Raw genomic sequence first — 21,729 nt, forward strand, 5'->3', positions numbered from 1 at the left:
GCGGGTCTCGTGGGCTCGGGGGCCGGCTGGGGAGCGGGCTTCGGCTCCTTGTCCTCCAAGGGGGTCCCGTTCTGAGGGGTGGAGACGGATCCGCTGGCGGCGTGGGCGCCACCGTAGGCCTCGGCGGTGGAGGGGGCGTCGTAGTCGCCGCTGGAGTGCTTGCCGGGGGTCGCGCGGCCGGCCGTACGGGAGAAGAGGGTGGTCTCCTTCGGTGCGATCACGCCGGGGGCGTCGATGACCTTCTGCTCGTCGGTGTCGACGACCGCGATGGCGTCGTACTGGTCGGCGTGGGCCTTGACCTGCTGGGTCTCGATGTCCGGGTCGACGTTCGACTGCGCGAATGCGCCGAGGCCGGCCGAGGCGATCGCCATCGCCGCGAGCGGCAGCAGCACCGCCTTCTTGTTCCGGGCACGGTTCTTCGGGATCCGGTACTCCTCGACCGCGGCGTTCCGGGTCGGGACCTGCGCGGCGGCGTACGGCGGCATCGCCGGGTTGGCGAAGGTCACCGGTCCGGCGGGGTGGTACTGCTGCGCCGTGTAGGGGCTCGGCTGGTAGGCGTACTGCGGTAGCCGGGTGTGCGGCGGCAGCGGGCGCTGGTAGTTGGGCCGCGGCGGCTGGTAGCGGACGGGGACGGGAGCGGGGTGTGCGGGAACGAGCGCCGTGCCGGGCTGTGGCGGCGGGGCGTACGGAATGTGACGCGGTCGCCCCCGGTCGGGGGCGGCGTTGGTCTTGGGAGAGTCGAACCACGACTCGGTCCCCGGCGACAATCCCTCGAGAGCGCGGTTGGCGATCTCGAGGGGGTCGGCCGCGGCGTTGTTCTTGCTGCGCATCTGTGGGGCGTGGTGTCGTGCCGGCGTGGGCGGGACGTTCGAGGGGTCCCCCGTCGCGGGCCGACGGTTCGCTTCAGTCATCTGACGCTGTCTCCTGAGCGCTTAGCGAGTGTCGGTTGTGTCGCGCAGCACGTAACGGAATCAGAATCCCGCCGGTTTGTCACCTTCTTCTCGGAAAAAAGTTACTGATCAGCCAAAATGGGAGATGGGTAACTTTTTCTATACATTGAGAGGTATTCCTGGCCGGTGGCCTACAGCGCGGCGATGGCCTCGGCGATGCTGAGGACTCGCTTGGCGCTCTCGACGTGCAGGGCCTCGACCATCTTGCCGTTGTAGGTCGCGACGCCGCTGCCGGCCGCCTCGAAGGCCTCGATGAGACCCTTGGCGTCGGCGATGGCCTGCTCGCTCGGGGCGAAGCCGGCGTTGGCGACGTCGATCTGGGCGGGGTGGATCAGGGTCTTGCCGTCGAACCCGAAGATCCGGCCCTGCTCGACCTCGGCCGCGTAGCCGTCGGCGTCCTTCACGTTGTTGTAGACGCCGTCGAGGATGACCTTGCCGCTCGCACGCGCGGCGAGCACCGCGAGCTGGAGCGAGGTGACCAGGTTGGCGCGGGCCGGGACGTGGTCGACGTACAGCTCCTTGACCAGGTCGTTCGTGCCGAGGACGAGCACGGTCAGCCGCTCCGAGGCGGAGGCGATCTCCTCGGCGTGGAGGATGGCGTACGGGCTCTCGATCATCGCCCAGAGCTTGGTCTTCTCCGGGACGCCGGCCTTCTCGAACGCCGCGACGAGGTCCTTCACCTGCTGGGCGGAGTTGACCTTGGGCACCACGATCGCGTCGGGGCCGGCCTTGGCCGCGGCGGCCAGGTCGTCGGCGTGCCACTCGGTGTCGGCGCCGTTGATCCGGATGGTGAGGTACTTGTTGCCGTATTCGCCGCTCGTCACCGCGGCGGCAGCGTTCTCGCGTGCCTCCGGCTTCACGTCGGGGGCGACGGCGTCCTCGAGGTCGAGGATCAGCGCGTCGGCGGCGATGGTCTTGGCCTTCTCGAGGGCACGCGTGTTGGAGCTCGGCATGTAGAGGACCGAGCGGAGCGGGCGGAACGTTGCTTCAGTCATGATCAGTCCTCGATCTCGATGGCGTCGTAGAGCTCCTTGAGCTTCGGGTCGATGGCGGCCAGCTCCTCGGCGAGCTCGACGAGGACGAGGCACTGCTTGAGCGAGGCGTCGTCCTCCATCTTGCCGTCGAGCATGACCGCGCCGGTGCCGTCGCCCATCGCCTTGACGACGCGGCGAGCGTGCTTGATGTCCTCGACGCTGGGGGAGAAGACGCGGTTGGCGATCTCGATCTGCTTCGGGTGGAGGCTCCAGGTGCCGACGCAGCCGAGCAGGAACGCGTTGCGGAACTGGTCCTCGGCCGCGACCACGTCGGTGATGTCGCCGAACGGGCCGTAGTAGGGGTAGATCCCCGCCTCGGCGCAGGCGTCGACCATCTTCGCGATCGTGTAGTGCCACAGGTCCTGCTGGAAGACCGTGCGGTTGCCGTGGATGTCGCCGTCGACCGGGTCCTGGCGGACCAGGTAGCCCGGGTGGCCACCGCCGACGCGGGTGGTCTTCATCTTGCGGTCGGCCGCCAGGTCCGCGGGGCCCAGCGAGATGCCCTGCATGCGCGGGGAGGCGAGGGCGATCTCCTCGACGTTGGCCACGCCGCGGGCGGTCTCGAGGATGGCGTGGATGAGGATCGGCCGCTGTACGCCGCCCTTGGCCTCGAGCTGCGCCAGCAGCCGGTCCACGTAGTGGATGTCCTCGGGGCCCTGCACCTTCGGCACCATCACGACGTCGAGCTTGTCGCCGATCTCGGTCACCAGGGTGATGAGGTCGTCGAGCACCCACGGGGAGTCGAGCGAGTTGATCCGGGTCCACAGCTGCGTGGGTCCGAAGTCGGTGGACTTGGCGATCTCGACCAGGCCCTCGCGCGCGGCGATCTTGTTGTCCGCCTTGACGGCGTCCTCCAGGTTGCCGAGGAGCACGTCGACGGTGCCGACCATGGCCGGCACCTTCGCCGCCATCTTCGGGTTCGACGGGTCGAAGAAGTGGATCGCGCGGCTCGGCCGTGCCGGGATCTCTCGCAGCGGTGCGGGGGCGCCCACCGCCAACGGCGCGAAGAAGTCCTTGGGGCTCTTGTGACTCATGCCGGTCACCCTAACGGCCGGGGGTTACCGGTCGGTAGGTGTCTCGGCTTGTAACGATCACGGGCGGCGTGCGGGGTGGTCCTTCGGTACTCGGGCGCCGTGCCGGATCCGGGTGCCGGCATCGAAGCCGGCGAGGGTGGCGCGGACGGTGGCTCGGAGCTTGCTGGGGTTCTTCCGGTTCTTGGTCATGACTCCATCGTGCTCGCGTCGAGCGTGCTCGAGGAGTGGCAGGAATGCCTATGAATGATAGATTCTTGCCATGCCTGAGAAGCCGTCCATCGCCATCCCGATCGTCGACGGGATGACCCTGTTCGAGATCGGGATGCCGCTCGAGGCGCTCGGCTACGACTGGGACCACGACGCCAGCCCGCTCTACGACGTGGTGCTGTGCGGCGATCTGCGTGGCGTACGCGTCCACGGTGGGCCGCGGCTCACGCCGCAGCGGCCGATGAGCGCGCTCGCCGAGGCCGGCACGGTGCTGGTGCCCGCGATCCGTCCGGGCGAGCCGGTCAGCCCGACCCTGCTCCGGGAGCTCCGCCGGGCCGCGGCGACCGGAGCCCGGATGGTGTCGCTGTGCACCGGTGCCTTCGCCCTGGCCGAGGCCGGGCTGCTCGACGGTCGCCGAGCCACGACCCACTGGCGGTGGGCGGAGCTGTTCCGGCGTACGTATCCGGGGGTCGAGCTCGACCCGCGGGCGATCTACGTCGACGACGGCGTGCTCACGAGCGCGGGCTCGGCCGCCGGCCTGGACCTGTGCCTCCACCTGATCCGCACCGACCACGGTCAGCACGCCGCCAACACCATCGCCCGCAACCTGGTCATCGCCTCCCACCGCGACGGCGACCAGGCCCAGTACGTCGCGGCCGACCCGCTCACCGAGCAGGCCCACTGGCTCGACGAGCTGCGCACCTGGCTCCGGGCCAACCTGCACGAGGACGTCACCCTCGAGCGCCTGGCGGCGGCCGCGGCCGTCTCGCCCCGCACGCTCGCGCGGCGCTTCGAGCGCGATCTCGCCACCACTCCGATGCGCTGGGTGAGCGCCGAGCGGATCGCGGTCGCCAAGACCCTCCTGGAGACCACCGACCTGCCGATCGACCGGGTCAGCCACGAGGCCGGCTACTACTCCCCGGTGACCTTCCGGGCCGGGTTCACCTCAGAGGTCGGGGTCACGCCCGGCCGCTACCGGGCCCGGTTCGCCGCGCGGGCGGTCTGAGCGGCCGGCGAAATTCGCTGTCCCGGATCAAGTTGTGGTGGAACGGTGGGGGAGCGAAGCGACAACGACAGGAGACGATGATGTCCCTCACCCGCGTACACAACTTCGCGATCTCCCTGGACGGCTTCGGCACCGGGGAGCCGCAGAGCCTCGAAGAGCCGTTCGGGCACGCCGGAGAGCGGCTCCACGAATGGATGTTCGCCACCCGCTGGTGGAACGAGAACGTCGGCGAGCCCGGTGGAACCACGGGAGTCGACGACGCCATCGCCCGGAGGCACCAGCCGGGGATCGGTGCCGAAATCATGGGCGCCAACAAGTTCGGTCCTCCGGGATGGCACGAGGACCCGGAGTGGAAGGGCTGGTGGGGTGAGAACCCGCCGTTCCACTCGCCGACCTTCGTGATGACCCACCACACGCGCGAGCCGATCGAGATGCAGGGTGGCACCACGTTCCACTTCCGCGACGCGTCGCCGGCCGAGGTGCTGGAGGAGGCCCGCGCGGCAGCCGACGGTCAGGACGTACGCCTCGGCGGGGGCGCGACGGTGATCCGCGACTTCCTGGCGGCCGGTCTCGTCGATCACCTGCACGCGGTCGTCGTCCCGATCCTGCTCGGCCGTGGCGTACGGCTGTGGGACGGTCTCGAGGGGCTGGAGTCGGACTACGAGATCGAGTCGGTCGCCTCGCCCAGCGGGGTCACGCACCTGACGCTGACGCGCACGCGGTGAGGCTCAGCGCCGCTGCCACCAGCGGCGTCTCTTCTCCTGGGTGGCGGCCTGGCGACTCCGGGCCGCCTCCATCCGGGCGGCGCGCCGGTCGCGCCAGGCGGCCAGGGTGGCATCGACGTCGCGCGGCATGGTGATCAGCGGCGGACCTTCGGGCGCGCCGTAGCGGGCCGCGATCACCCGCTCGTTGAACTCCTCGACGATCCTGCGGGCACCGTCCTCGGTGGTCTGGGTGTCGAGGAGGTCGTCGAGCTCGGCGTCGTCCTTGCGGAGCTGGACGGACCGGGGGAGCACCACGATCTGCTCGCGCTCGACCAGCTGCTTGACCCACCAGTCGGGATCGTGGTCGCGGTCGAGGTTCTTGATCGGCTTGCCGGCGCCGGGCAAGTTGTCGAACTCGCCGCGAGCGATGCCCTGGCGCACCACCTCCTCGACGTAGAGGTGCTGCTGCCGTATCCGATCGGCGGCCGCGGCCCTCGACTCCGCCTCGTTGATCGGCTCGGCGCGCACCTCGGTGAACTCCTCGTCGGGATCGGTCATGTCGACACCTCCTGATGCCGACCAGTTTACCGAGCCGGTTGAGTTTGTGAAACCCTTCACAAGGTGTCATCGGCTGGTGCGGCGCGTGCCAGGAGCAGCAGCGCTCCCGCCACGGCAGCGGCCAGACCGCACACCGCCCACACCGTCAGGTAGCCCGACAGCGGCGCCTTCGCCTCGGCCCCGATCGATCCGGTGGAGGCCAGCGCGATCGCGAAGACGGCCGAGGCGATCGCGCCGCCGACGGTCTTGGTCGCGTTGGTCATCCCGGTCGCGAAAGCGGTGCGCGACGCTGGCGCGGCCGCGGCGGCAGCCGCCGGCAGCGACGCCACCAGGGCGCCCGACCCGAGGCCGATCACGGCCATGTTGAGCAGCGCCTGCCCGGTCGACCCGTGGAACGGCAGCCACATCAGATAGCCGAGCGCCACCAGGAAGCAGGCCACCGCCTGCGACCGCATCGGTCCGAGACCCCGCGCCCACAACGGCAGCGTGAACGCGCCGAGCGCCATCGTGATGACGTACAACGCGATCAGCATCGACACGAACGACGCGTCCGCGCCCAACCCGTAGCCCGTCACCGCGGGGTCCGTCCGGGCGAACGTCGACAGCGGGATCTGCGCCCCGAGCACCGACATCCCGAACAGGAACGCGGTCAGCTGGATCGGCCACTGCCCTCGGGACACCAGCAGCCGTACGTCGATCAGGGGCTCGCTCTGCCGCACCTCGACCTTCCAGAACGGCCACAGCGCTGCCAGCCCCAGCACCACCAGACCCCAGGCGAGGAGGGAGCCGGCGCCGAGGACGCGTACGCCGATCAGGCCTGCCATGACCAGGCCGAGCACCAGGGTCAGCACGCCGAGCCCGGCCCAGTCGAAGCTGTTCTCTGTTGCGGCGGTGGGACGGTCGGGCTCGATCCCGAGCGCGATCACGACGAACACGGCGGTGACGCACAGCGCCGGGATGGCCAGGATCGCAGCCATCGGCAGTGCTCCGACCAGCGCGCCGGCCGCGACCGCGCCGATGATCACCGAGATCTCCAGCGCACCGACCAGGATGCCGGCGGCTTTACGGGTGAGCGCCGTGTCCCCGTTCGTACGCCGGTGGACGATCGCCACCTCGAGCGGCAGCCAGATGACGTACGCACCCTGGATCGACCAGGCGACCAGGAACGAGCCGAAGTCGGGAGCGACGACGGTCCACCAGGTCGCCGCCGCGGTCAGACCGGTCGCCAGCAGGAGCACCTTCTTGTGGCCGATCAGGTCGCCGAGCCGGGCCAGCGGCGGCACGCACAGCGCGGAGACGATCAGCTGCCCGGCCTCGAGCCAGTTGAGGTCGGCATCGGAGACGCCCAGGTGGGCGGCGAGGTCGGAGAAGATCGGGGTGTAGTAGCCCTGCAGGATGCCGCTGGCGAACTCGACGGCCACCAGGAAGCCGACGATCACCCAGATCCCGCGGGCGGCTCTCTCCAGGCCGGTGCTCTGGCGTTCGGTGGTCACAGCGACTCGATCAACCTTCGGTAGAAGCGGATCCCGTCGAGGTAGTCATCGACCCGGATGTTCTCGTCAGCGGCGTGGATGGTGGCCCGCTGGGCAGCGGTCATCCGGAACGGCGCGAACCGGTAGACCCGGTCGCAGATCTCGTAGAAGAACCGTGAATCGGTCGCCGCCATCACGGTGTAGGGAGCAGGGACCGCCTCCGGGAAGACCTCGCCGATGGCGGCGGTGATCGTCGCGAAGGCCTCGTCACGGGGCGAGACCGGGGACGGCTCACCCGCGCGGACGACCTCGATCTCGACCTGCTTGTCGCCGATCGCGGCCCGCAGCCGCTCGACGACCTCGGCGACCGTCTCGCCGATCATGATCCGCAGGTTGACCCCGGCTGAGGCCGCCGAGGCGATGACGTTGGCCGCCGGGCTGCCCTCGAGCGTCGTGATCGCGACGGTGGTGCGGGTCAGCGCGGCCGGCTCGGGCCCGAGCCGGGGCAGCAGCCGGGCCAGCGCCGGCGCCAGCCGGCCGGCGTTGGCCAGCACGGGACGCAGGGGCTTGGCGGCGTACGGCGCGATCTGCTCGAACATCTCGACCGTCGGCGCCGGCAGCTGCACCGGCATCGACATCCGGTCGATCCTGGTGATCGCACGGGCCAGCCGCGCGGTCGGTCCGTTCTGTCGTGGGGTGGAGGAGTGGCCGCCGTCGCCGGTCACCCGGAGACGTACGTCGGTGGTGCCCTTCTCGGCCACGCCGACGACACCGATGGGAGCGGCGACGCCCGGGAAGGCGTCGAACGCGACCGCGCCGCCCTCGTCGAGCACGAACCACGGCTCGACACCCCGGGCGCGCAGCTCCTCGACGGCCGCTCGCGCGGCGGCGCCGGTCGTCTCCTCGTCGGAGCCGAACGACAGCCACACGTCGTACGCCGGGGCGAACCCGTCCGCGAGGAGCCCCTCGACCGCGGCGCAGATGGCCACGAGCTGGCCCTTGTCGTCGAGGGTGCCGCGCCCGTGGATCACCCCGTCGACGATCTCGCCGCCGAACGGGTCATGGGTCCACTCGCCGGCGATCGGGACAACGTCCTGGTGGGCCATCAGGACGACCGGCTTCTCGGCCGAGGCGCCAGGCCAGCGGAAGAGCAGCCCGTGGCCGCCGACCGGGGTGAGGTCGAGGGTCGCGTGGAGCCGCGGGAAGTGTTCGCGCAGCGCCTCGTGGAGCTGCGCGAACGCCTCGGCCTCCGCCCCCGAGCCGTCGTTGACGGTCGGGGCCCGAAGCGTGGCCTGAAGAGCGGCGACGGGGTCGGGTGTCATGACCGAAACCTAGTCGCTCCCGGGTGGTGCGGAGGACGCTGTTGGCGACTCCGTCACCAGTTTGTGGCGCTGCCGGGCAGCGGCACGTCGCGCGGGTGGATGACGTAGGTGATCCCGTCGGTCGAGGTCTGCCAGACCCGCTCGAAGTTCTCGCGGGTGTAGACGTTGCGCACCTCGTCGTTGGACGGGTAGTTGGGGTCGTAGAGGATCGGGTCGCCCTCGGCGGTGAAGCCACCGATGACGAGCAGATGGCCGTCGGTGCCGTAGCCCGCCTCCGGCATCTCCGAGCGCTCCCAGTTGGCGGAGACGACCAGCGGGAAGCCGGCCGCCACCAGGGTCTCGGCCTCGGCCAGCGACCGCAGCCTGGTCACGACCCCGTCCAGGCCCCAGCGGCCGGCGTAGGCGGTGTTGAACGGCCAGTTGCCGGCGCCCTCGTAGGCGTAGTCCCAGGTGTTGATCGCGGCGTAGTCGACCTGCGGGTCGCCGTTGGGCGCCTCGATGCCCTCCAGCTCGCTCGCCGGGACCTCGTGACCCCAGTGGTACTGCACCATCGTCGTCGACGTCGGCGAGCACCACACCTGGCCGCCGCCACCGAACTCCGGGTATTCACCGCGGTGGATGTTCTGGCTGAACGGCGGCACCCCGAGGTCGATCGCCCGGTCGAGGGTCGGCGTGCTGGTGCCGGGGTAGGCGGAGTCGGGCAGGTACTCGTTGGTCAGCGTCGCCACCGAGCGCAGGCTCGGCGAGACGGTCGTGCCCGCCGGGCGCAGCAGGGTGACCCGGGTCTGGAACGCCTCGGGCTCCTTGCCGGTCCGGGCGACGAAGGTGTCGGTGTAGAGCGCCGCGTCGGTGTCGTTCTGCCCCTCGACGGAGGTGCGGTGGATGTCGCCGGCCGCGAAGTCGTCGCCTGCCGTCCAGCGGCCCATCACGAACCACTTCGTCCAGGTGCCGTCCGCCTTGCGGCCGCGGAACCCGATCTCGGCCCAGGTGCCGGTCGGGGTGTCGACGTCCCACGAGGTGACCGACTCGTCGATCGCGTAGCCGGTCGTGACCACCGGCGACGTCCAGGTGCCGGACTCGTAGGTCTTCGCCGTGCCGTCGCCGAACGGGTCGGTGTAGGTCGTCGTTCCGCTGCCGCGGACGATCCGGAGCGTGCCGTGGCGGTCCGGGTGCAGGTTGCTCGACCTGCCCTTCGCGAAGTCCTCGACGCTGTTCCACCGGGTGAGGGTGATGTCGGTCGGCTGGGTCTCAGGCTCGGCCGCGTGGACCGGAGTCGTGGGTGCTACCAGGACGGTTGCGGCGGCGAGGGCGGCAACGTACGCAAGGCGGGACCGGGGGCTCATGGCGGAACGCTATTCCTCCGCGGAGGGCCCGGCCACGACAATTCAGAAGTCCGACTGCCCGGAAACCTCGATGGCGGCTGGCATCCTGGTCGGCGTGAACAACTTCGCATCCGACGGCTGGTTCAAGGACGAGTTCCACAAGAGGTATGCCGAGTCGGCCAAGGAGATCGGCCGGTTCAACCTCGCCGTCTTCGGCAAGACCGGGGTCGGCAAGTCCACGCTGGTCAACGCGGTCTTCGGAGCCGAGGTGGCGAAGACCGGGATCGGTGAGCCGGTGACGAAGGAGTCGACGCTCTACCTGCACACCAGCGGCTTCTTCGGGCTGCTCGACACCCAGGGCCTCGAGATCGGCGTCGAGGGCGACCGGGTGATCCGCGATCTGGCGAAGCTCATCCAGGAACGGCGCCGCAAGCCGCAGTCGGAGCAGATCCACGTGGCCTGGTATGCCGTACGCTTCGCCGACCGCCGCTTCGAGGACACCGAGGCCGCGTTCGTCCAGAAGCTGGCCGACCTGGGGCTGCCGGTGGTGCTGGTGATGACCCAGGTGCCGACGTCCCCGACCGGCGCCTACCACCCCGACGCCGTCGAGTTCGCCCAGCAGATCGACGCGCGCGGCCTGCCCGTGCACGGGGCTCGGGTCTACCTGACCAACGCCAAGGCCGACGACTTCTCGGGCCAGCAGGTCCACGGACTGCAGGAACTTGTTGATGCCACCTTTCGATGCGCGCCTGCAGGCGTCGAGGAGGCGCTCACCGCGGCGCAGAAGGTGGATCTCAAGCGGAAGCAGGAGCAGGTGAACACCGTGATCGCCGGCGCCGCCACCGCCGCCGGTGCGGCCGGTGCCACCCCGATCCCGTTCTCCGACGCGGTCGTCCTGGTGCCGATCCAGCTCGGCATGATGGCCCGCATCTCGGCGATCTACGGCATCGAGGTCGACAAGGCGGCGATGGCCTCGATCGCCGCCACCGCGGCCGCCACCCAGGCCGGCCGCACCGTCGCCGGCAACCTGCTCAAGCTGGTCCCCGGCTTCGGCACCGTCGGCGGCGGGGCGATCAACGCCACCGTCGCCGCGGGCTTCACCGGCGCCATCGGCGCCGCCTGGTCGGCGGTGTGCGTCAGGCTCGGCGAGGGCAAGCTCCGCGGGGTCAACGGCGCCCTGGACACCGAGAGCATCCGCTCGTTGTTCCTCGACGAGCTGAAGAACCAGATCTCGCGGCTGAAGCTCAATGCCAAGGAGAAGTGAGGGCCGCGTTCCTCACCCCGCCATCGCCGCCTCGTACGCCGCAGCGAGCTGCTCGCTCGCGCGCGGTGCGTCCGGGTCGGGCCGAGGCGTGCCGAGGTGGAGCTCGCGCAGCTCGTCCATGAACGACGCCACCATCTCGGGACCGGCGTCGCGCAGGAGCTCCGCGCGGACCCGGAGCTGCCGGGTGCCTTCGCGGTGCGCGAGCCCCCAGTTGCCGAGCGCGACCATGATCGGCAGCGTCTGGATGCCGGCCTCGGTCAGCGCGTAGGCGGCCCGCTGGCCGCGGGCGGCCTGCTCCTTGGTCAGCAGCCCGCCCTCGACGAGCTTCTTCAGCCGGCTGCTGAGGATGTTGGAGGCGATGCCCTCCTCGGAGCTCGCGAGGAGCTCGCGGAAGTGGCGCCGGTTCCCGAACATCACGTCGCGCAGCACGATCACCGACCAGGGGTCGCCGAAGACCTCCACGGCTGCGTTGATCGGGCAGCCCGACCTGGGTTCGTTCACTGGCCTGCTCCTGTGCCGGAATTAGTGGTTGCAATCTGCAATCAGAAAGCCTACTCTCGGTCGCAGTGATTGCAAAGTGCAATCACTTCTGGTTCTGAGGAGATCCCCATGTCGCTCGTCCGTGCCCACAACATCGGCATCTCACTGGACGGCTTCGCCACCGGCGAGGGCCTGAGCCTGGAGGCGCCGTTCGGCCACGCCGGCCACCGGCTGATGGAGTGGTTCTTCCCGACCGCGACCTTCCAGGGTGCGACCGGGAATCGGGAGCGCGTGGACGTCGACCCGGCGGCCGACCCCGACGACGTCTTCGCCCGGCGCGCCTGGGAGGGCATCGGCGCCGAGATCATGGGCGCCGGCAAGTTCGGCCCTCCGGGATGGCAGGACGACGCCGACTGGACCGGCTGGTGGGGCGAGGAGCCGCCGTTCCACACGCCCACCTTCGTGCTGACCCACCAGCCCCGCGAGTCGATCGAGATGAAGGGCGGCACCACGTTCCACTTCCGCAACGCGCCCATCGAGGAGGTTCTGGCGGAGGCCCGGGAGGCGGCCGACGGCCAGGACGTACGCCTCGGCGGCGGCCCCTCCTCGCTCCGGGACTATCTCGCGGCCGGTCTCGTCGACCACCTGCACGTGGCCGTCACCCCGATCATCCTGGGTCGCGGCGTACGACTGTGGGACGGGCTGGAGGCGCTCCAGGACGGCTACGACGTCGAGTCGACCACGACCCCGAGCGGCGTCACCCACGTCACCTTCGACCGGAAGCAGGGCTGACGCCACTAGGGTGCAGGCGTGGCCGGCCTTCTCTCGCTCCCGCTCCTGCAGACGCCGCGCGCCCGGGTCGCGCGCACGCTCCGGACGGTGACCGGTGGCCCCAGCCCGCTGGCCGGCCGGACCGTGCTCATCACCGGAGCGAGCTCGGGGATCGGCGAGGCCACCGCCTACGCCGCCGCCCGGCGTGGCGCGCACGTCCTCCTCGCCGCCCGCCGGGCCGAGGAGCTGGCGCGGGTCCGAGCCGCGGTCGAGGGCGCGGGAGGCCGGGCGTCGACGTACGTCGTGGACATGACCGACGGCGACTCTATCGACGCGCTGGTGGAGCGGCTGCTGGCCGAGCACGGCGCGGTCGACTACCTGGTCAACAACGCCGGCCGGTCGATCCGGCGGTCGCTCGAGCTGACCCATGACCGCTTCCACGACTTCGAGCGGATGATGGCGGTCAACTACTTCGGTGCCGTGCGGCTGACGATGGGGCTGCTGCCGGCGATGCGTGCCCAGCGGTTCGGCCACGTGGTCAACATCGTCACCTGGGGCAACCAGATCAAGGCGCCGAAGTTCGCCGCCTACATCGCCGCGAAGTCGGCTCTTGACGTCTTCGGTCGGATCCTGAGCCGGGAGGCCTACTTCGACAACGTGACCTGCACCAACATGCGCGTCGCGATCGTCCGGACCCCGATGATCGCGCCGACCGCGGAGTACGCGGGCCGCGGCGAGAGCCCGGAGGAGTGCGCGGAGCGGGTCGTGCGCGCTCTCGAGGACCGGCCGGTGACGGTGAACGGTGCGTTCGGCTCGGTCTTCGAGATCCTCAACATCGCCGCGCCCCGGCTGGCCGATCTTGCGATGGCGGTCTCCCACGTCCGTACGCCGGACTCTGCTGCCGCGCGTGGAGCGGTCGGGAGGGACTGACCGGTCACCAGCGGCCGCGGTGGACGACGTCCTCGAGCGGCGTCCGTTTGCGGCGGGTGGGGGAGCCCTTCGCGCCACCGGAGGCGGGGTGGCCGATGGTGACGGCGCCGATGGGGTCGAAGTCGTCGGGGATGTCGAACGCCTTGCGGACGGCGGCGTCGGACTCGGGCGGGATCCCGAAGTAGAGCGCGCCGAGGCCTTCGTCGACGACCGTCTGCAGGATCAGCATGGTCGCCATCGCGGTGTCCATGTGCCAGAACGGCATCGGCCAGCGGGACTCGTCGCGGTCGGTCCAGCCCTTGTCGGGCTGCGCGTAGCGGTCCAGGTAGGCAGCCTTCGAGGAGCACGGGATCACGATCACCGGCGCCGTCATCATCCCCGTCAGCCAACTGTCGGGGTTGTCCACGTCGGCCGTGGCCTCCCAGTAGCGGCGTACGTCCTCAGGGGTGTCGAGCACGAGGAAGGCCCAGCCCTGGGAGAAGCCCGCCGACGGCGCGCGGGTGGCGTTGTGCAGGATCTTGTCGACCACCTCAGGGGCCACCGGATCGCCGGTGTAGCTGCGGACCATCTTGCGGCGGCGTACGACCTCGGAGAACTCCATAGGCCCAGTCTCCCGTCTAAGGCGATCGGGAGCGGGCTGAGGTCGGAAAGTAAGGCGCGCGACCGATCCGGCGGCCTACCTCAGCGGAGGAGTCTTCTCGGTGTCAGCAGGACACGCCAGCAGGACGACACAGCCAGGAGATCCAGATGTACACCAGCGTAGGTTACGAAGCAGAGGTCAAGTACCGCCGCCAGCAGATCCAGAAGGACCTGGTCAAGCGCCAGCGGGCCAACCAGGCCCGTCAGACCCGACGCAACCGCACCCGCTGAGATGCGGGCGCGGGACCCACAACGCCGAGCAGGAGAGATCCCGCTCGGCGTTGTGCCATGTCCGGAGTTGCCGGAGGGCGCGATGATTGCGCCCATGGCGCAGAGTGCCGAGAGGCTGGTCGGGCGTGACGCCGACCTGGAGACGTTGACGGATCTGGTGGGTCTGACGCAGTCGGGCCGAGGCAGGCATGTCCTCCTCGCCGGCGACGCCGGCGTCGGGAAGACCCGGATCCTGTGCGAGCTCCGCGCCCGTGCCGTCGCGGACGGACGGCAGGCGCTGGTCGGACACTGCCTCGACTTCGGTGACAGCGCCGAGGCCTACCTGCCCTTCATCGAGATCCTCGACACCGTCACCGCGGCGCTGCCGGACGTGGTCGCGCAGGTCGCCGACGTGCATCCGGCGCTCCTGCGGATGGCGCCCGTCGCCCGGGCTCTCGGCGGGGCCGACACCGCCGTCCAGGAGGCGCTCGACCGAGGCAACCTCTTCGCCGCGATCCACGCGCTCCTGGAGCGCGCCGCGGAGAAGGCGCCGGTGCTGGTCGTCGTCGAGGACACCCACTGGGCCGACCAGTCCACCCGTGACCTGCTGACCTTCCTGTTCACCCGGCCGTTCGACGGCCCGGTGACGATCGTCGCGTCCTACCGTGCCGACGACCTCCACCGCCGTCACCCGCTGCGCCGCCAGCTCGCCGAGTGGACCCGGCTGCCGTCGGTCGAGCGGTTCCATCTCGGCCGCCTCACCGACGACGACGTCCGCATCCTGGTCGGTGAGCTCGCCGGCGAGCATGCGGACGGGTTCGACGTCGAGAGTGTCGTACGCCGTGCCGACGGCAACGCGTTCTTCGTCGAGGAGCTGGTGCAGGCCGCCGGCGCCGACGAGCTGCCCTGGGACCTCGCTGACCTGCTGCTGATCAGGTTGGAGCAGCTCGACGCGACCGCGCGCGAGGTGGTCGACACCGCCAGCGCCGCCGGCCGAGACGTCAGCGACGAGCTCCTCGAGGCCGTGGCAGGTCTCGACCGAGCGACCCTCGACGCCGGGCTGAGGCAGGCGATCGAGCGCGCCATCCTGGTGCCGCGCGAGGACGGCTACTACGTCTTCCGGCACGCGCTGCTCGGCGAGGCGGTCTACGACGACCTGCTCCCGGGCGAGCGCGTCCGGCTCCACCAGCGCTACGTCCAGGCGCTGAGCAGCGACCTCTCGACCGGCAGCGCGGCCGGTCTCGCGCGCCACGCGCGCCTCGCGGGCGACCACGAGACCGCGCTCAGCGCCGGCATCGCGGCCGGTGACGAGGCCGCGGCCAGCGGTGGTCCCGACGAGGCGTCCCAGCACTATCAGCAGGCGATCGCACTGCTCGCCGGCCGAGCCGACTCCGACGACGACACCCAGCGCCTCGTCGACCTGGTGGTCAAGGCCAGCGACGCGATGGTGGCCGCCGGCCACGCCGACCGGGCCGGGAAGCTGGCCCGTGAGCAGCGGGAGTCGCTCCCGGCCGGCGCGCCCGGTCTCTGGCGCGCCCAGCTGATGACGGTCGAGATCGAGACCAGCTTCGCCTACGTCAACGACGTCAGCGTGGGCGCGCTCGCGGAGGCGGCGATGGCCGAGCTCCCCGACGACGCGCCGCCGGTCGTGCGGGCACGGCTGCTGGCGGCGTACGCCCGGGTGCTGATGATCTACCGCCGCCACGAGGATGCCGAGCGGGCCGGCCGGGAGGCGCTGGCGCTGGCGGAGGAGCACGGCCGGACCGGCCTCGCCGCCGAGGTGGCGGTGACGCTGGCCGGGGCGTGGGGCCGCCCGCCCGAGCCGTGGATCGAGCCGCTGCGTACGGCTGTGGCGCGGGCGGCGAAGGTCGGCGCGCTCCATCCCGAGCTGCGCGGGCGGATCCAGCTCGGCTTCGCCCTCGATGCCGCCGACCGTCTCGAGGAGGCCGGCGAGACCTACCGCAGTGCCTTCGAGCTCGGCGTGGAGCGCGGCGTCCCGTGGGCGCCGTACGCCTTCGATGCCCGGATCGCCTGGCTCGACCACCTCCACGCCACCGGGCGATGGGACGAGGCGCTCGCCCTCACCGACGCGTACGGCATCCCGCCGGCGCTGTGGCCGTGGCTGGAGTCGAAACGACTGATGATCGAGCAGGCCCGCGGCGCCGACGTCGGCGCGGAGGCGCGCCGGCTGCGGCCCTCGTGGAAGCAGGAGGTGGCCACGGCGAGCGAGTCGACACCGGTGGAGATCCGGGCTGCCGGCTCCCGCGGGGACGTGGCGGCGGTGATCGAGGCGTACGAGGCCGGGGTCGACGCCCTCAAGGGCGGCTGGGGGAAGTGGTTCGGCGCCCATGCCCGGCTCGCGGCCATCGCCGTCGGTGCGATCAGCGGCGCGATACCGGCTCTTCCCGTCGGTGAGCGGCCGCAGGTGATGGCCGAGGTGGATCGCATCCTGGCGGCAGGTGCGCGGCCGGTCAGGCCGAAGCGGCCGTGGGGTCTGGAAGGACAGGCATGGTCGGCGCGGCTGCGGGCCGAGGGGCTGCGCGCCCACTGGCTGGCCGGCATCGCCGTGCCCGACCAGGACGAGCTCGTCGAGGCCTGGCGCGAGACCGTGTCGGCCTTCGAGGCGTTCCCGCACGTCCACGAGCTCGCCTGGTCCCGTGTCCGGCTCGCCGAGATCCTCCGCGCCGGTGGCGACACCGCCGCCGCACGGGAGCTGGCCGACCAGGCCCGGGAGACCGCGAAGCGGCTCGGCGCTCAGCCGCTGCTCGACCACCTGCTGACCCTCGGCACGACGCCGATGCGGTCGGCGTCCGGACCCTCCGGTCAGCTCACCGCCCGGGAGAGCGAGATCCTCGCGCTGGTGGCGGCCGGGCGGAGCAACGGCGAGATCGGCAAGCAGCTGTTCATCTCGACCAAGACCGTCTCGGTCCACGTCTCCAACATCCTGGCCAAGCTCGGCGCCTCCGGGCGCACCGAGGCGGCCGCGATCGGACGGCGTCGTGGGCTCGTGGAGTGATGCGGATCACGGCCTCTGAGGCACCTCTGACCTGCACCTAAGGCAGGCGCCTCATGCGTCGCGCTACCTCAGGGTCGGAGTCTGGAGGCATGACGTACAGCAACCAGATCAGCTACGACGCCGAGGTGACCTACCGCCACCAGAGCATCCGCCGCGCGACCGCGGCCGACCGCCTCGCTCGCACGGTGAAGCGCCGCCGGCCGCGTCGGATGGACTCGATACACAACTGAGTCCTCGGAGGTCGGTAATGCGGGAGAATCCCGGGCCCGGAGGCGCGATGATAGGGGACATGGCGCAGAGTGCTCGGTCCTTCGTAGGTCGCGACTCCGAGTTGCAGACCCTCACCGGGCTGCTCGGAGTCGCCTCGCCCGGCTCGTCCGCCGAGTCCCGGCGCCAGCACGTCCTCCTCGCCGGCGACGCCGGCGTCGGGAAGACGCGGCTGCTCACCGCGCTGCGCGACCGTGCCGTCGCCGACGGCTGGCAGGTCCACGCGGGACACTGCGTCGACTTCGGCGAGAGCGCCGTGGCGTACATGCCGTTCTCGGAGATCCTCGACCGGATCGTCGCCGACCTGCCCGACGTGGTCGAGCGGGTGGCGGCCGACTACCCGGCGCTGGCCAGGCTGAGGCCCGTACGCCGCGTGATGGGCGCCAGCCAGGGAGCCGCCTCGACCGGCACGGACCGTGGCCAGCTCTTCGACGCCGTCCACACCCTGTTCGAGGCGGCCGCCGAGAAGGCGCCGCTGCTGGTCGTGGTCGAGGACACCCACTGGGCCGACCAGTCCACCCGCGACCTGCTGACCTACCTCTTCACCCGTCCCTACGACGGCCCGGTCGCGATGGTCGCGTCCTACCGCGCCGACGACATCCACCGTCGCCACCCGCTGCGCCGCCAGGTGGGCGAGTGGGGCCGGCTGCCCGACGTCGAGCGGATCGTGCTCGAGCCGCTCTCCGACGACTCGGTGCGGCTGCTCGTCCACGAGCTGGCCCCCGGCAAGGTCGATGCCGAACGAGTCGTACGCCGCGCCGAGGGCAACGCCTTCTTCGTCGAGGAGCTGGTGCAGGCCGGTTGCGACGAGGACCTGCCCGTCGACCTCGCCGACCTGCTGCTGGTGCGCCTGGACCGGCTCGACGGGGCGGCCCGGAGCGTCGTACGCACCGCGTCGATCGCGGGACGACGGGTCACCCACGAGCTGCTCGCCGCAGTGACCGAGATGAAGAACGACGAGCTCGACGAGGCGCTGCGCACCGCGGTCGAGCAGAAGGTGCTGGAGCCGACCGGATCCCGCTACACGTTCCGGCACGCGCTGCTCGCCGAGGCGGTCTATGACGACCTGCTGCCCGGTGAGCGGGTGCGTCTGCACGCGCGGTTCGCCGAGGTGCTGAAGGAGACCCCGGGCCTGGGGGCGGCCGCGGAGCTCGCGCTGCACGCGAAGCATGCCGGCGACCTCGCCACCGCACTGCGTGCCCGCATCGCCGCGGCCGAGGAGGCCCGCAGCGTCAGCGGTGTGGGCGAGGCCGCCCACCACTACGAGAAGGCGCTCGGTCTCGCCGCCGACCCGAAGGTCACCCAGGCGGCGGCGATCAACCTCGACCGGGTCTACGAGCGCGCGGCCGACACCCTCATCCTCGCCGGGCTGCCCTCGCGCGCCGACGCGATCCTGGCCGAGCGGCTCGACGCCATCCCGGTCGGACCGTCGGTCGGCCGGGCGCTGCTGCTGGCGACCCGCGCCGAGGCGGCGCTGCTCATGGAGTACGGCGACCCGCTGGCCTACTCCAGCGATGCCATCGCGGCGCTTCCCGAGGACGCCGAACCGAAGGTGCGGTGCGCCGTCCTCGCGATCCGCACCCGCACCCTGGTCACCTACCGCCGCAGCGAGGAGGCCGAGGCGGTCGGGTTGGAAGGCCTGGAGATCGCTGAGCGGCACAGCCTCACCAAGCTCGCCTCCGACATCGCCACCAGTCTCTCGATGCTCAAGGTCCGCACCGGCCGGGCCGCCGACGACAAGGTCGAAGGCTTCCGGCAGGTGCTGCGCGAGACGGTCGACCAGGCGCGGCGGGTCGGGTCGACGTACGCCGTCAGCCGGGGGATGTTCACGCTCGGCCGGTCCTACGACGAGGCCGGTGACTTCGCCGAGGCGCTGCGATGCTTCCAGGCGGTGGTCGACGAGGCCGGCGGTGAGTCGCTGCAGTGGTCCCCGTTCGTGGCCGCGGCGCGCACCGACATCGTCCGCATCCGGATGATCCTCGGCGAGTGGGACGAGGCGCTCGCGCTGGCGGGTGGCAACGATCCTGACGCGCCCCCGATCCCGGTGGCGCTCCTCGGCACGCTCCGGATGATCATGGAACAGGCTCGCGGTGCGTCGGTCGGCAACGCCGCGGCGGCGCTGCGTCCGTTCTGGGACGAGGAGGGCCTGATCGCCCTCTACGGTGGCATCGTCGAGATGGTGGCGGCGGCTCGGGCGGGCGACCACGAGGCCGTGTTCGCGATCTATGCCGACGTCGTCGAGAAGCTCTCGGAGTTCTGGACCGAGTGGTTCGGCGGCCGGGTGCGGCTGGGGGTCGTGGCGTCGGCCGGGGTCGCGGAGATGCTGCCGTCGATCCCCGCCGCGCAGTGGCTGGATCTGGTGGCGAAGGTCGACGGCCTCCGCGCCGACGGCGAGCAGGTGGTCGCGCAGTACCAGCCGGGTGAGTGGGGGCCCGAGGGCCAGGCCTGGTCGGCCCGGCTGGAGGCCGAGGTGCTCCGCGTCCACTGGCTGGCCGGCATCGACGCCCCGTCGCAGGAGTCGCTGCTGGCGGCCTGGGCGCGGGCCGAGCAGCAGGTCGAGGCCTACGGCGACGTCCCCGGCCTGGCCGCGGTCCGCACGACGTACGCAGCCATCCAGCGCGCCACCGGCGACGTGGCCGGCTCGCGGGTGACCGCCGACAAGGCCCGGGAGACCGCGAAGCGGCTCGGGCTGCAGCCGTTGCTCGACGAGCTGAAGGCGCTCGGCGCGACGGCGGTCAAGCAGCAGCAGGCCACCTCGACCGCGCTCACCCCGCGGGAGAGCGAGATCCTGACGCTCGTGGCCGCGGGGCGCAGCAACGGCGAGATCGGCAAGCAGCTGTTCATCTCCACCAAGACGGTCTCGGTCCACGTCTCCAACATCCTGGGGAAGCTCGGGGCCGGGAGCCGCACCGAGGCGGCCGCCATCGCGCGCCGTCAGGAGCTGATCAGCTGATTCCCTGGTGCGCGATCTGAACGTGTGGCTGAATTGTCACCATCACCACGCGTCGGTGGGGACGGTCGTGGCGGCACGCGAGGAGCAGATGTGAAGCAGGGCGGACAGCACCCGATCACGGCCGGGATCACGGCGCTCGCAGCGGTCGCCGTCGGGGTCGGGCTGATCGTCGGGCTGGCGATGTTCGTCGGTGTCAACATCATGGGCCTCGGCGGCGGAGGCTCCAGCGATCGCGCCACCGATCCGGACGCCGGCGCTTCGCTCCACGTGCCGCCGCCGAAGCCGACCAAGACCGCGACCGGTCCCGCGATCACGCTTCACGCGTCCCCGACGAACGCTCCCCGCAAGAACGCTGGCTCGACCTCCGCGAGCCCGTCCGCGTCGGAGTCGGTCGAGGAGAAGCCGGCGAAGAAGGAGATCACCCTCCAGGTCGGCACGGTCCAGGCGAAGCCGATGGAGCGCGTCGACATCAGCGGGATCTACCCGGGTGGCGAAGGCGCCATCCTCCGCCTGGAGCGCAACGACGGCCAGGGATGGGAGGAGTTCGGCATCCCCGACGTACCCGTCACCGGCGAGCAGTTCTCCACCGTGATCCAGTCCGGCCGGGTCGGGAAGCACAAGTTCCGGATGAAGGACGTCGACACCGGCAGCTACTCCAACGTGGTGAGCGTGACGATCGGCTGATGCTGGAATAGGCACACACCGGCTTGGTTGTATGGGGACATGACGGTTCCCACGATCAAGCTCAACGACGGCACTTCGATCCCGCAGTTCGGCCTCGGCGTCTGGCAGGTCCCGCAGGACGAGGCCGAGCAGGTGGTCAGCCAGGCCCTCGAGGTCGGCTACCGCCACATCGACACTGCGCAGATGTACCAGAACGAGGCCGGCGTCGGGGCCGCGCTGAAGAGCGCCGGTCTCGCCCGCGAGGACGTCTACGTCACCACCAAGCTCAACAACTCCCAGCACGACCCGGCCAAGGCGAAGGCGTCGCTCGAGAAGTCCCTGGAGCTCCTCGGCCTGGACCGGGTCGACCTGTTCCTGATCCACTGGCCGCTCCCGACGCAGTACGACGGGACGTACGCGAAGACGTGGGAGGCACTCGTCGGCCTCCGCGAGGCGGGCCTGACCACCTCCATCGGTGTCTCCAACTTCCAGCCCGACCACCTCGACAAGATCGTGGCCGAGACCGGTGTCGCGCCGGCGGTCAACCAGATCGAGGTCCACCCCTACTTCGCCAACGAGGCCGCCCGCGCGGCCACCCGGGCCCACGGTGCACAGGTCGAGGCGTGGTCCCCGCTCGGCCAGGGCGGCGGCGAGCTCACCGACCCGGTGGTCGCCGAGATCGCCTCCGCGCACGGCAAGTCGCCCGCCCAGGTGCTGCTGCGCTGGCAGATCGACCGCGGCGACATCGTCTTCCCCAAGTCCGTACGCCGCGAGCGGCTCGAGGAGAACCTCGCGATCTTCGACTTCGAGCTGAGCGCCGACCAGGTCGCCGCCCTCGCGGCCCTCGACAAGGGCGAGTCCGGCCGCACCGGCCCCAACCCCGACACCTTCGACTGGATCCCGTCCTTCTGATCCTCCGACCCTGCC

21 protein-coding genes are annotated in these 21,729 nt (G+C 71.0%); 11 read left to right on the forward strand and 10 right to left on the reverse strand.

Going from position 1 to position 21,729, the window contains the following annotated elements:
* The 4 genes from G5C66_RS23535 to G5C66_RS26630 all read right to left on the reverse strand — a co-directional run.
* Positions 1-830 (reverse strand): hypothetical protein (locus tag G5C66_RS23535; RefSeq protein ID WP_478354330.1); only part of this gene is annotated, 830 nt, incomplete at its 3' end.
* Between the two features lie 251 nt (positions 831-1,081).
* Positions 1,082-1,945: an HpcH/HpaI aldolase/citrate lyase family protein gene (locus G5C66_RS23540; RefSeq protein WP_165113721.1), complete on the reverse strand. Its 864-nt coding sequence runs from the start codon at positions 1,943-1,945 to the stop codon at positions 1,082-1,084.
* 2 nt (positions 1,946-1,947) lie between these two features.
* Positions 1,948-3,018, reverse strand: a complete 1,071-nt coding sequence (locus G5C66_RS23545) for an HpcH/HpaI aldolase/citrate lyase family protein (protein WP_165113724.1) — start codon at positions 3,016-3,018, stop codon at positions 1,948-1,950.
* Between the two features lie 57 nt (positions 3,019-3,075).
* A complete protein-coding gene (locus G5C66_RS26630) occupies positions 3,076-3,207 on the reverse strand; it encodes a hypothetical protein (protein ID WP_277602232.1) in 132 nt (43 codons plus the stop codon).
* Between the two features lie 70 nt (positions 3,208-3,277).
* Here G5C66_RS26630 and G5C66_RS23550 point away from each other — a divergent pair, with 70 nt between their 5' ends.
* Positions 3,278-4,231: a GlxA family transcriptional regulator gene (locus G5C66_RS23550; RefSeq protein WP_165113727.1), complete on the forward strand. Its 954-nt coding sequence runs from the start codon at positions 3,278-3,280 to the stop codon at positions 4,229-4,231.
* Between the two features lie 80 nt (positions 4,232-4,311).
* Entirely contained in the window at positions 4,312-4,956 is a 645-nt protein-coding gene (locus G5C66_RS23555) for a dihydrofolate reductase family protein (protein ID WP_165113729.1), read from the forward strand.
* Between the two features lie 3 nt (positions 4,957-4,959).
* On the opposite strand, the gene G5C66_RS23560 is transcribed toward G5C66_RS23555, so the two are convergent.
* The 4 genes from G5C66_RS23560 to G5C66_RS23575 are packed head-to-tail and all read right to left on the reverse strand — an operon-like array spanning position 4,960 to position 9,630.
* Positions 4,960-5,493, reverse strand: a complete 534-nt coding sequence (locus tag G5C66_RS23560) for a DnaJ family domain-containing protein (RefSeq protein ID WP_165113731.1) — start codon at positions 5,491-5,493, stop codon at positions 4,960-4,962.
* A gap of 56 nt (positions 5,494-5,549) precedes the next feature.
* Complete coding sequence (locus tag G5C66_RS23565) at positions 5,550-6,986, reverse strand: MFS transporter (protein ID WP_165113733.1); 1,437 nt, start codon at positions 6,984-6,986, stop codon at positions 5,550-5,552.
* Positions 6,983-8,287 carry a M20/M25/M40 family metallo-hydrolase gene (locus G5C66_RS23570; protein ID WP_165113735.1) on the reverse strand — a complete coding sequence of 435 codons (1,305 nt, stop codon included), beginning with the start codon at positions 8,285-8,287 and terminating at the stop codon, positions 6,983-6,985. The genes G5C66_RS23565 and G5C66_RS23570 overlap by 4 nt, the downstream gene beginning before the upstream one ends.
* Positions 8,288-8,340: 53 nt before the next feature.
* Positions 8,341-9,630: a C39 family peptidase gene (locus G5C66_RS23575; RefSeq protein ID WP_165113737.1), complete on the reverse strand. Its 1,290-nt coding sequence runs from the start codon at positions 9,628-9,630 to the stop codon at positions 8,341-8,343.
* 94 nt (positions 9,631-9,724) lie between these two features.
* On the opposite strand from G5C66_RS23575, the gene G5C66_RS23580 reads away from it, so the two are divergent.
* Complete coding sequence (locus G5C66_RS23580) at positions 9,725-10,873, forward strand: GTPase family protein (protein WP_338144295.1); 1,149 nt, start codon at positions 9,725-9,727, stop codon at positions 10,871-10,873.
* A gap of 12 nt (positions 10,874-10,885) precedes the next feature.
* Here G5C66_RS23580 and G5C66_RS23585 read toward each other — a convergent pair whose 3' ends face one another.
* A complete protein-coding gene (locus G5C66_RS23585; RefSeq protein WP_338144296.1) occupies positions 10,886-11,374 on the reverse strand; it encodes a winged helix-turn-helix transcriptional regulator in 489 nt (162 codons plus the stop codon).
* A 108-nt stretch (positions 11,375-11,482) separates the two neighbouring features.
* Between G5C66_RS23585 and G5C66_RS23590 the strand changes: the two genes are divergently transcribed.
* Positions 11,483-12,145, forward strand: a complete 663-nt coding sequence (locus G5C66_RS23590) for a dihydrofolate reductase family protein (protein ID WP_165113741.1) — start codon at positions 11,483-11,485, stop codon at positions 12,143-12,145.
* Between the two features lie 18 nt (positions 12,146-12,163).
* Complete coding sequence (locus G5C66_RS23595; RefSeq protein ID WP_165113743.1) at positions 12,164-13,054, forward strand: SDR family NAD(P)-dependent oxidoreductase; 891 nt, start codon at positions 12,164-12,166, stop codon at positions 13,052-13,054.
* Between the two features lie 4 nt (positions 13,055-13,058).
* Here the strand turns inward: G5C66_RS23595 and G5C66_RS23600 are convergent, their stop codons facing one another.
* Positions 13,059-13,655: a nitroreductase family protein gene (locus G5C66_RS23600; protein ID WP_165113745.1), complete on the reverse strand. Its 597-nt coding sequence runs from the start codon at positions 13,653-13,655 to the stop codon at positions 13,059-13,061.
* A 146-nt stretch (positions 13,656-13,801) separates the two neighbouring features.
* On the opposite strand from G5C66_RS23600, the gene G5C66_RS26635 reads away from it, so the two are divergent.
* The 6 genes from G5C66_RS26635 to G5C66_RS23625 all read left to right on the forward strand — a co-directional run bounded on the left by G5C66_RS26635 (position 13,802) and on the right by G5C66_RS23625 (position 21,714).
* Entirely contained in the window at positions 13,802-13,924 is a 123-nt protein-coding gene (locus tag G5C66_RS26635; protein ID WP_277602233.1) for a hypothetical protein, read from the forward strand.
* 94 nt (positions 13,925-14,018) lie between these two features.
* Positions 14,019-16,919 (forward strand): helix-turn-helix transcriptional regulator, encoded by a 2,901-nt coding sequence (locus G5C66_RS26640; protein WP_165113747.1) that lies wholly within the window; start codon positions 14,019-14,021, stop codon positions 16,917-16,919.
* Positions 16,920-17,008: 89 nt separating this feature from the next.
* Positions 17,009-17,149, forward strand: a complete 141-nt coding sequence (locus G5C66_RS23610; protein ID WP_165113750.1) for a hypothetical protein — start codon at positions 17,009-17,011, stop codon at positions 17,147-17,149.
* 59 nt (positions 17,150-17,208) lie between these two features.
* Complete coding sequence (locus G5C66_RS26645) at positions 17,209-20,139, forward strand: helix-turn-helix transcriptional regulator (protein ID WP_165113752.1); 2,931 nt, start codon at positions 17,209-17,211, stop codon at positions 20,137-20,139.
* Positions 20,140-20,229: 90 nt separating this feature from the next.
* On the forward strand, positions 20,230-20,823 hold the full coding sequence (locus G5C66_RS23620; protein ID WP_165113755.1) for a hypothetical protein: 594 nt from the start codon (positions 20,230-20,232) through the stop codon (positions 20,821-20,823).
* A gap of 39 nt (positions 20,824-20,862) precedes the next feature.
* Positions 20,863-21,714 (forward strand): aldo/keto reductase, encoded by an 852-nt coding sequence (locus tag G5C66_RS23625; RefSeq protein WP_165113758.1) that lies wholly within the window; start codon positions 20,863-20,865, stop codon positions 21,712-21,714.
* Positions 21,715-21,729 lie beyond the last annotated feature (15 nt).

This window comes from Nocardioides turkmenicus (assembly GCF_011045035.1).
GTDB classification, from domain to species: Bacteria; Actinomycetota; Actinomycetes; order Propionibacteriales; family Nocardioidaceae; genus Nocardioides; species Nocardioides turkmenicus.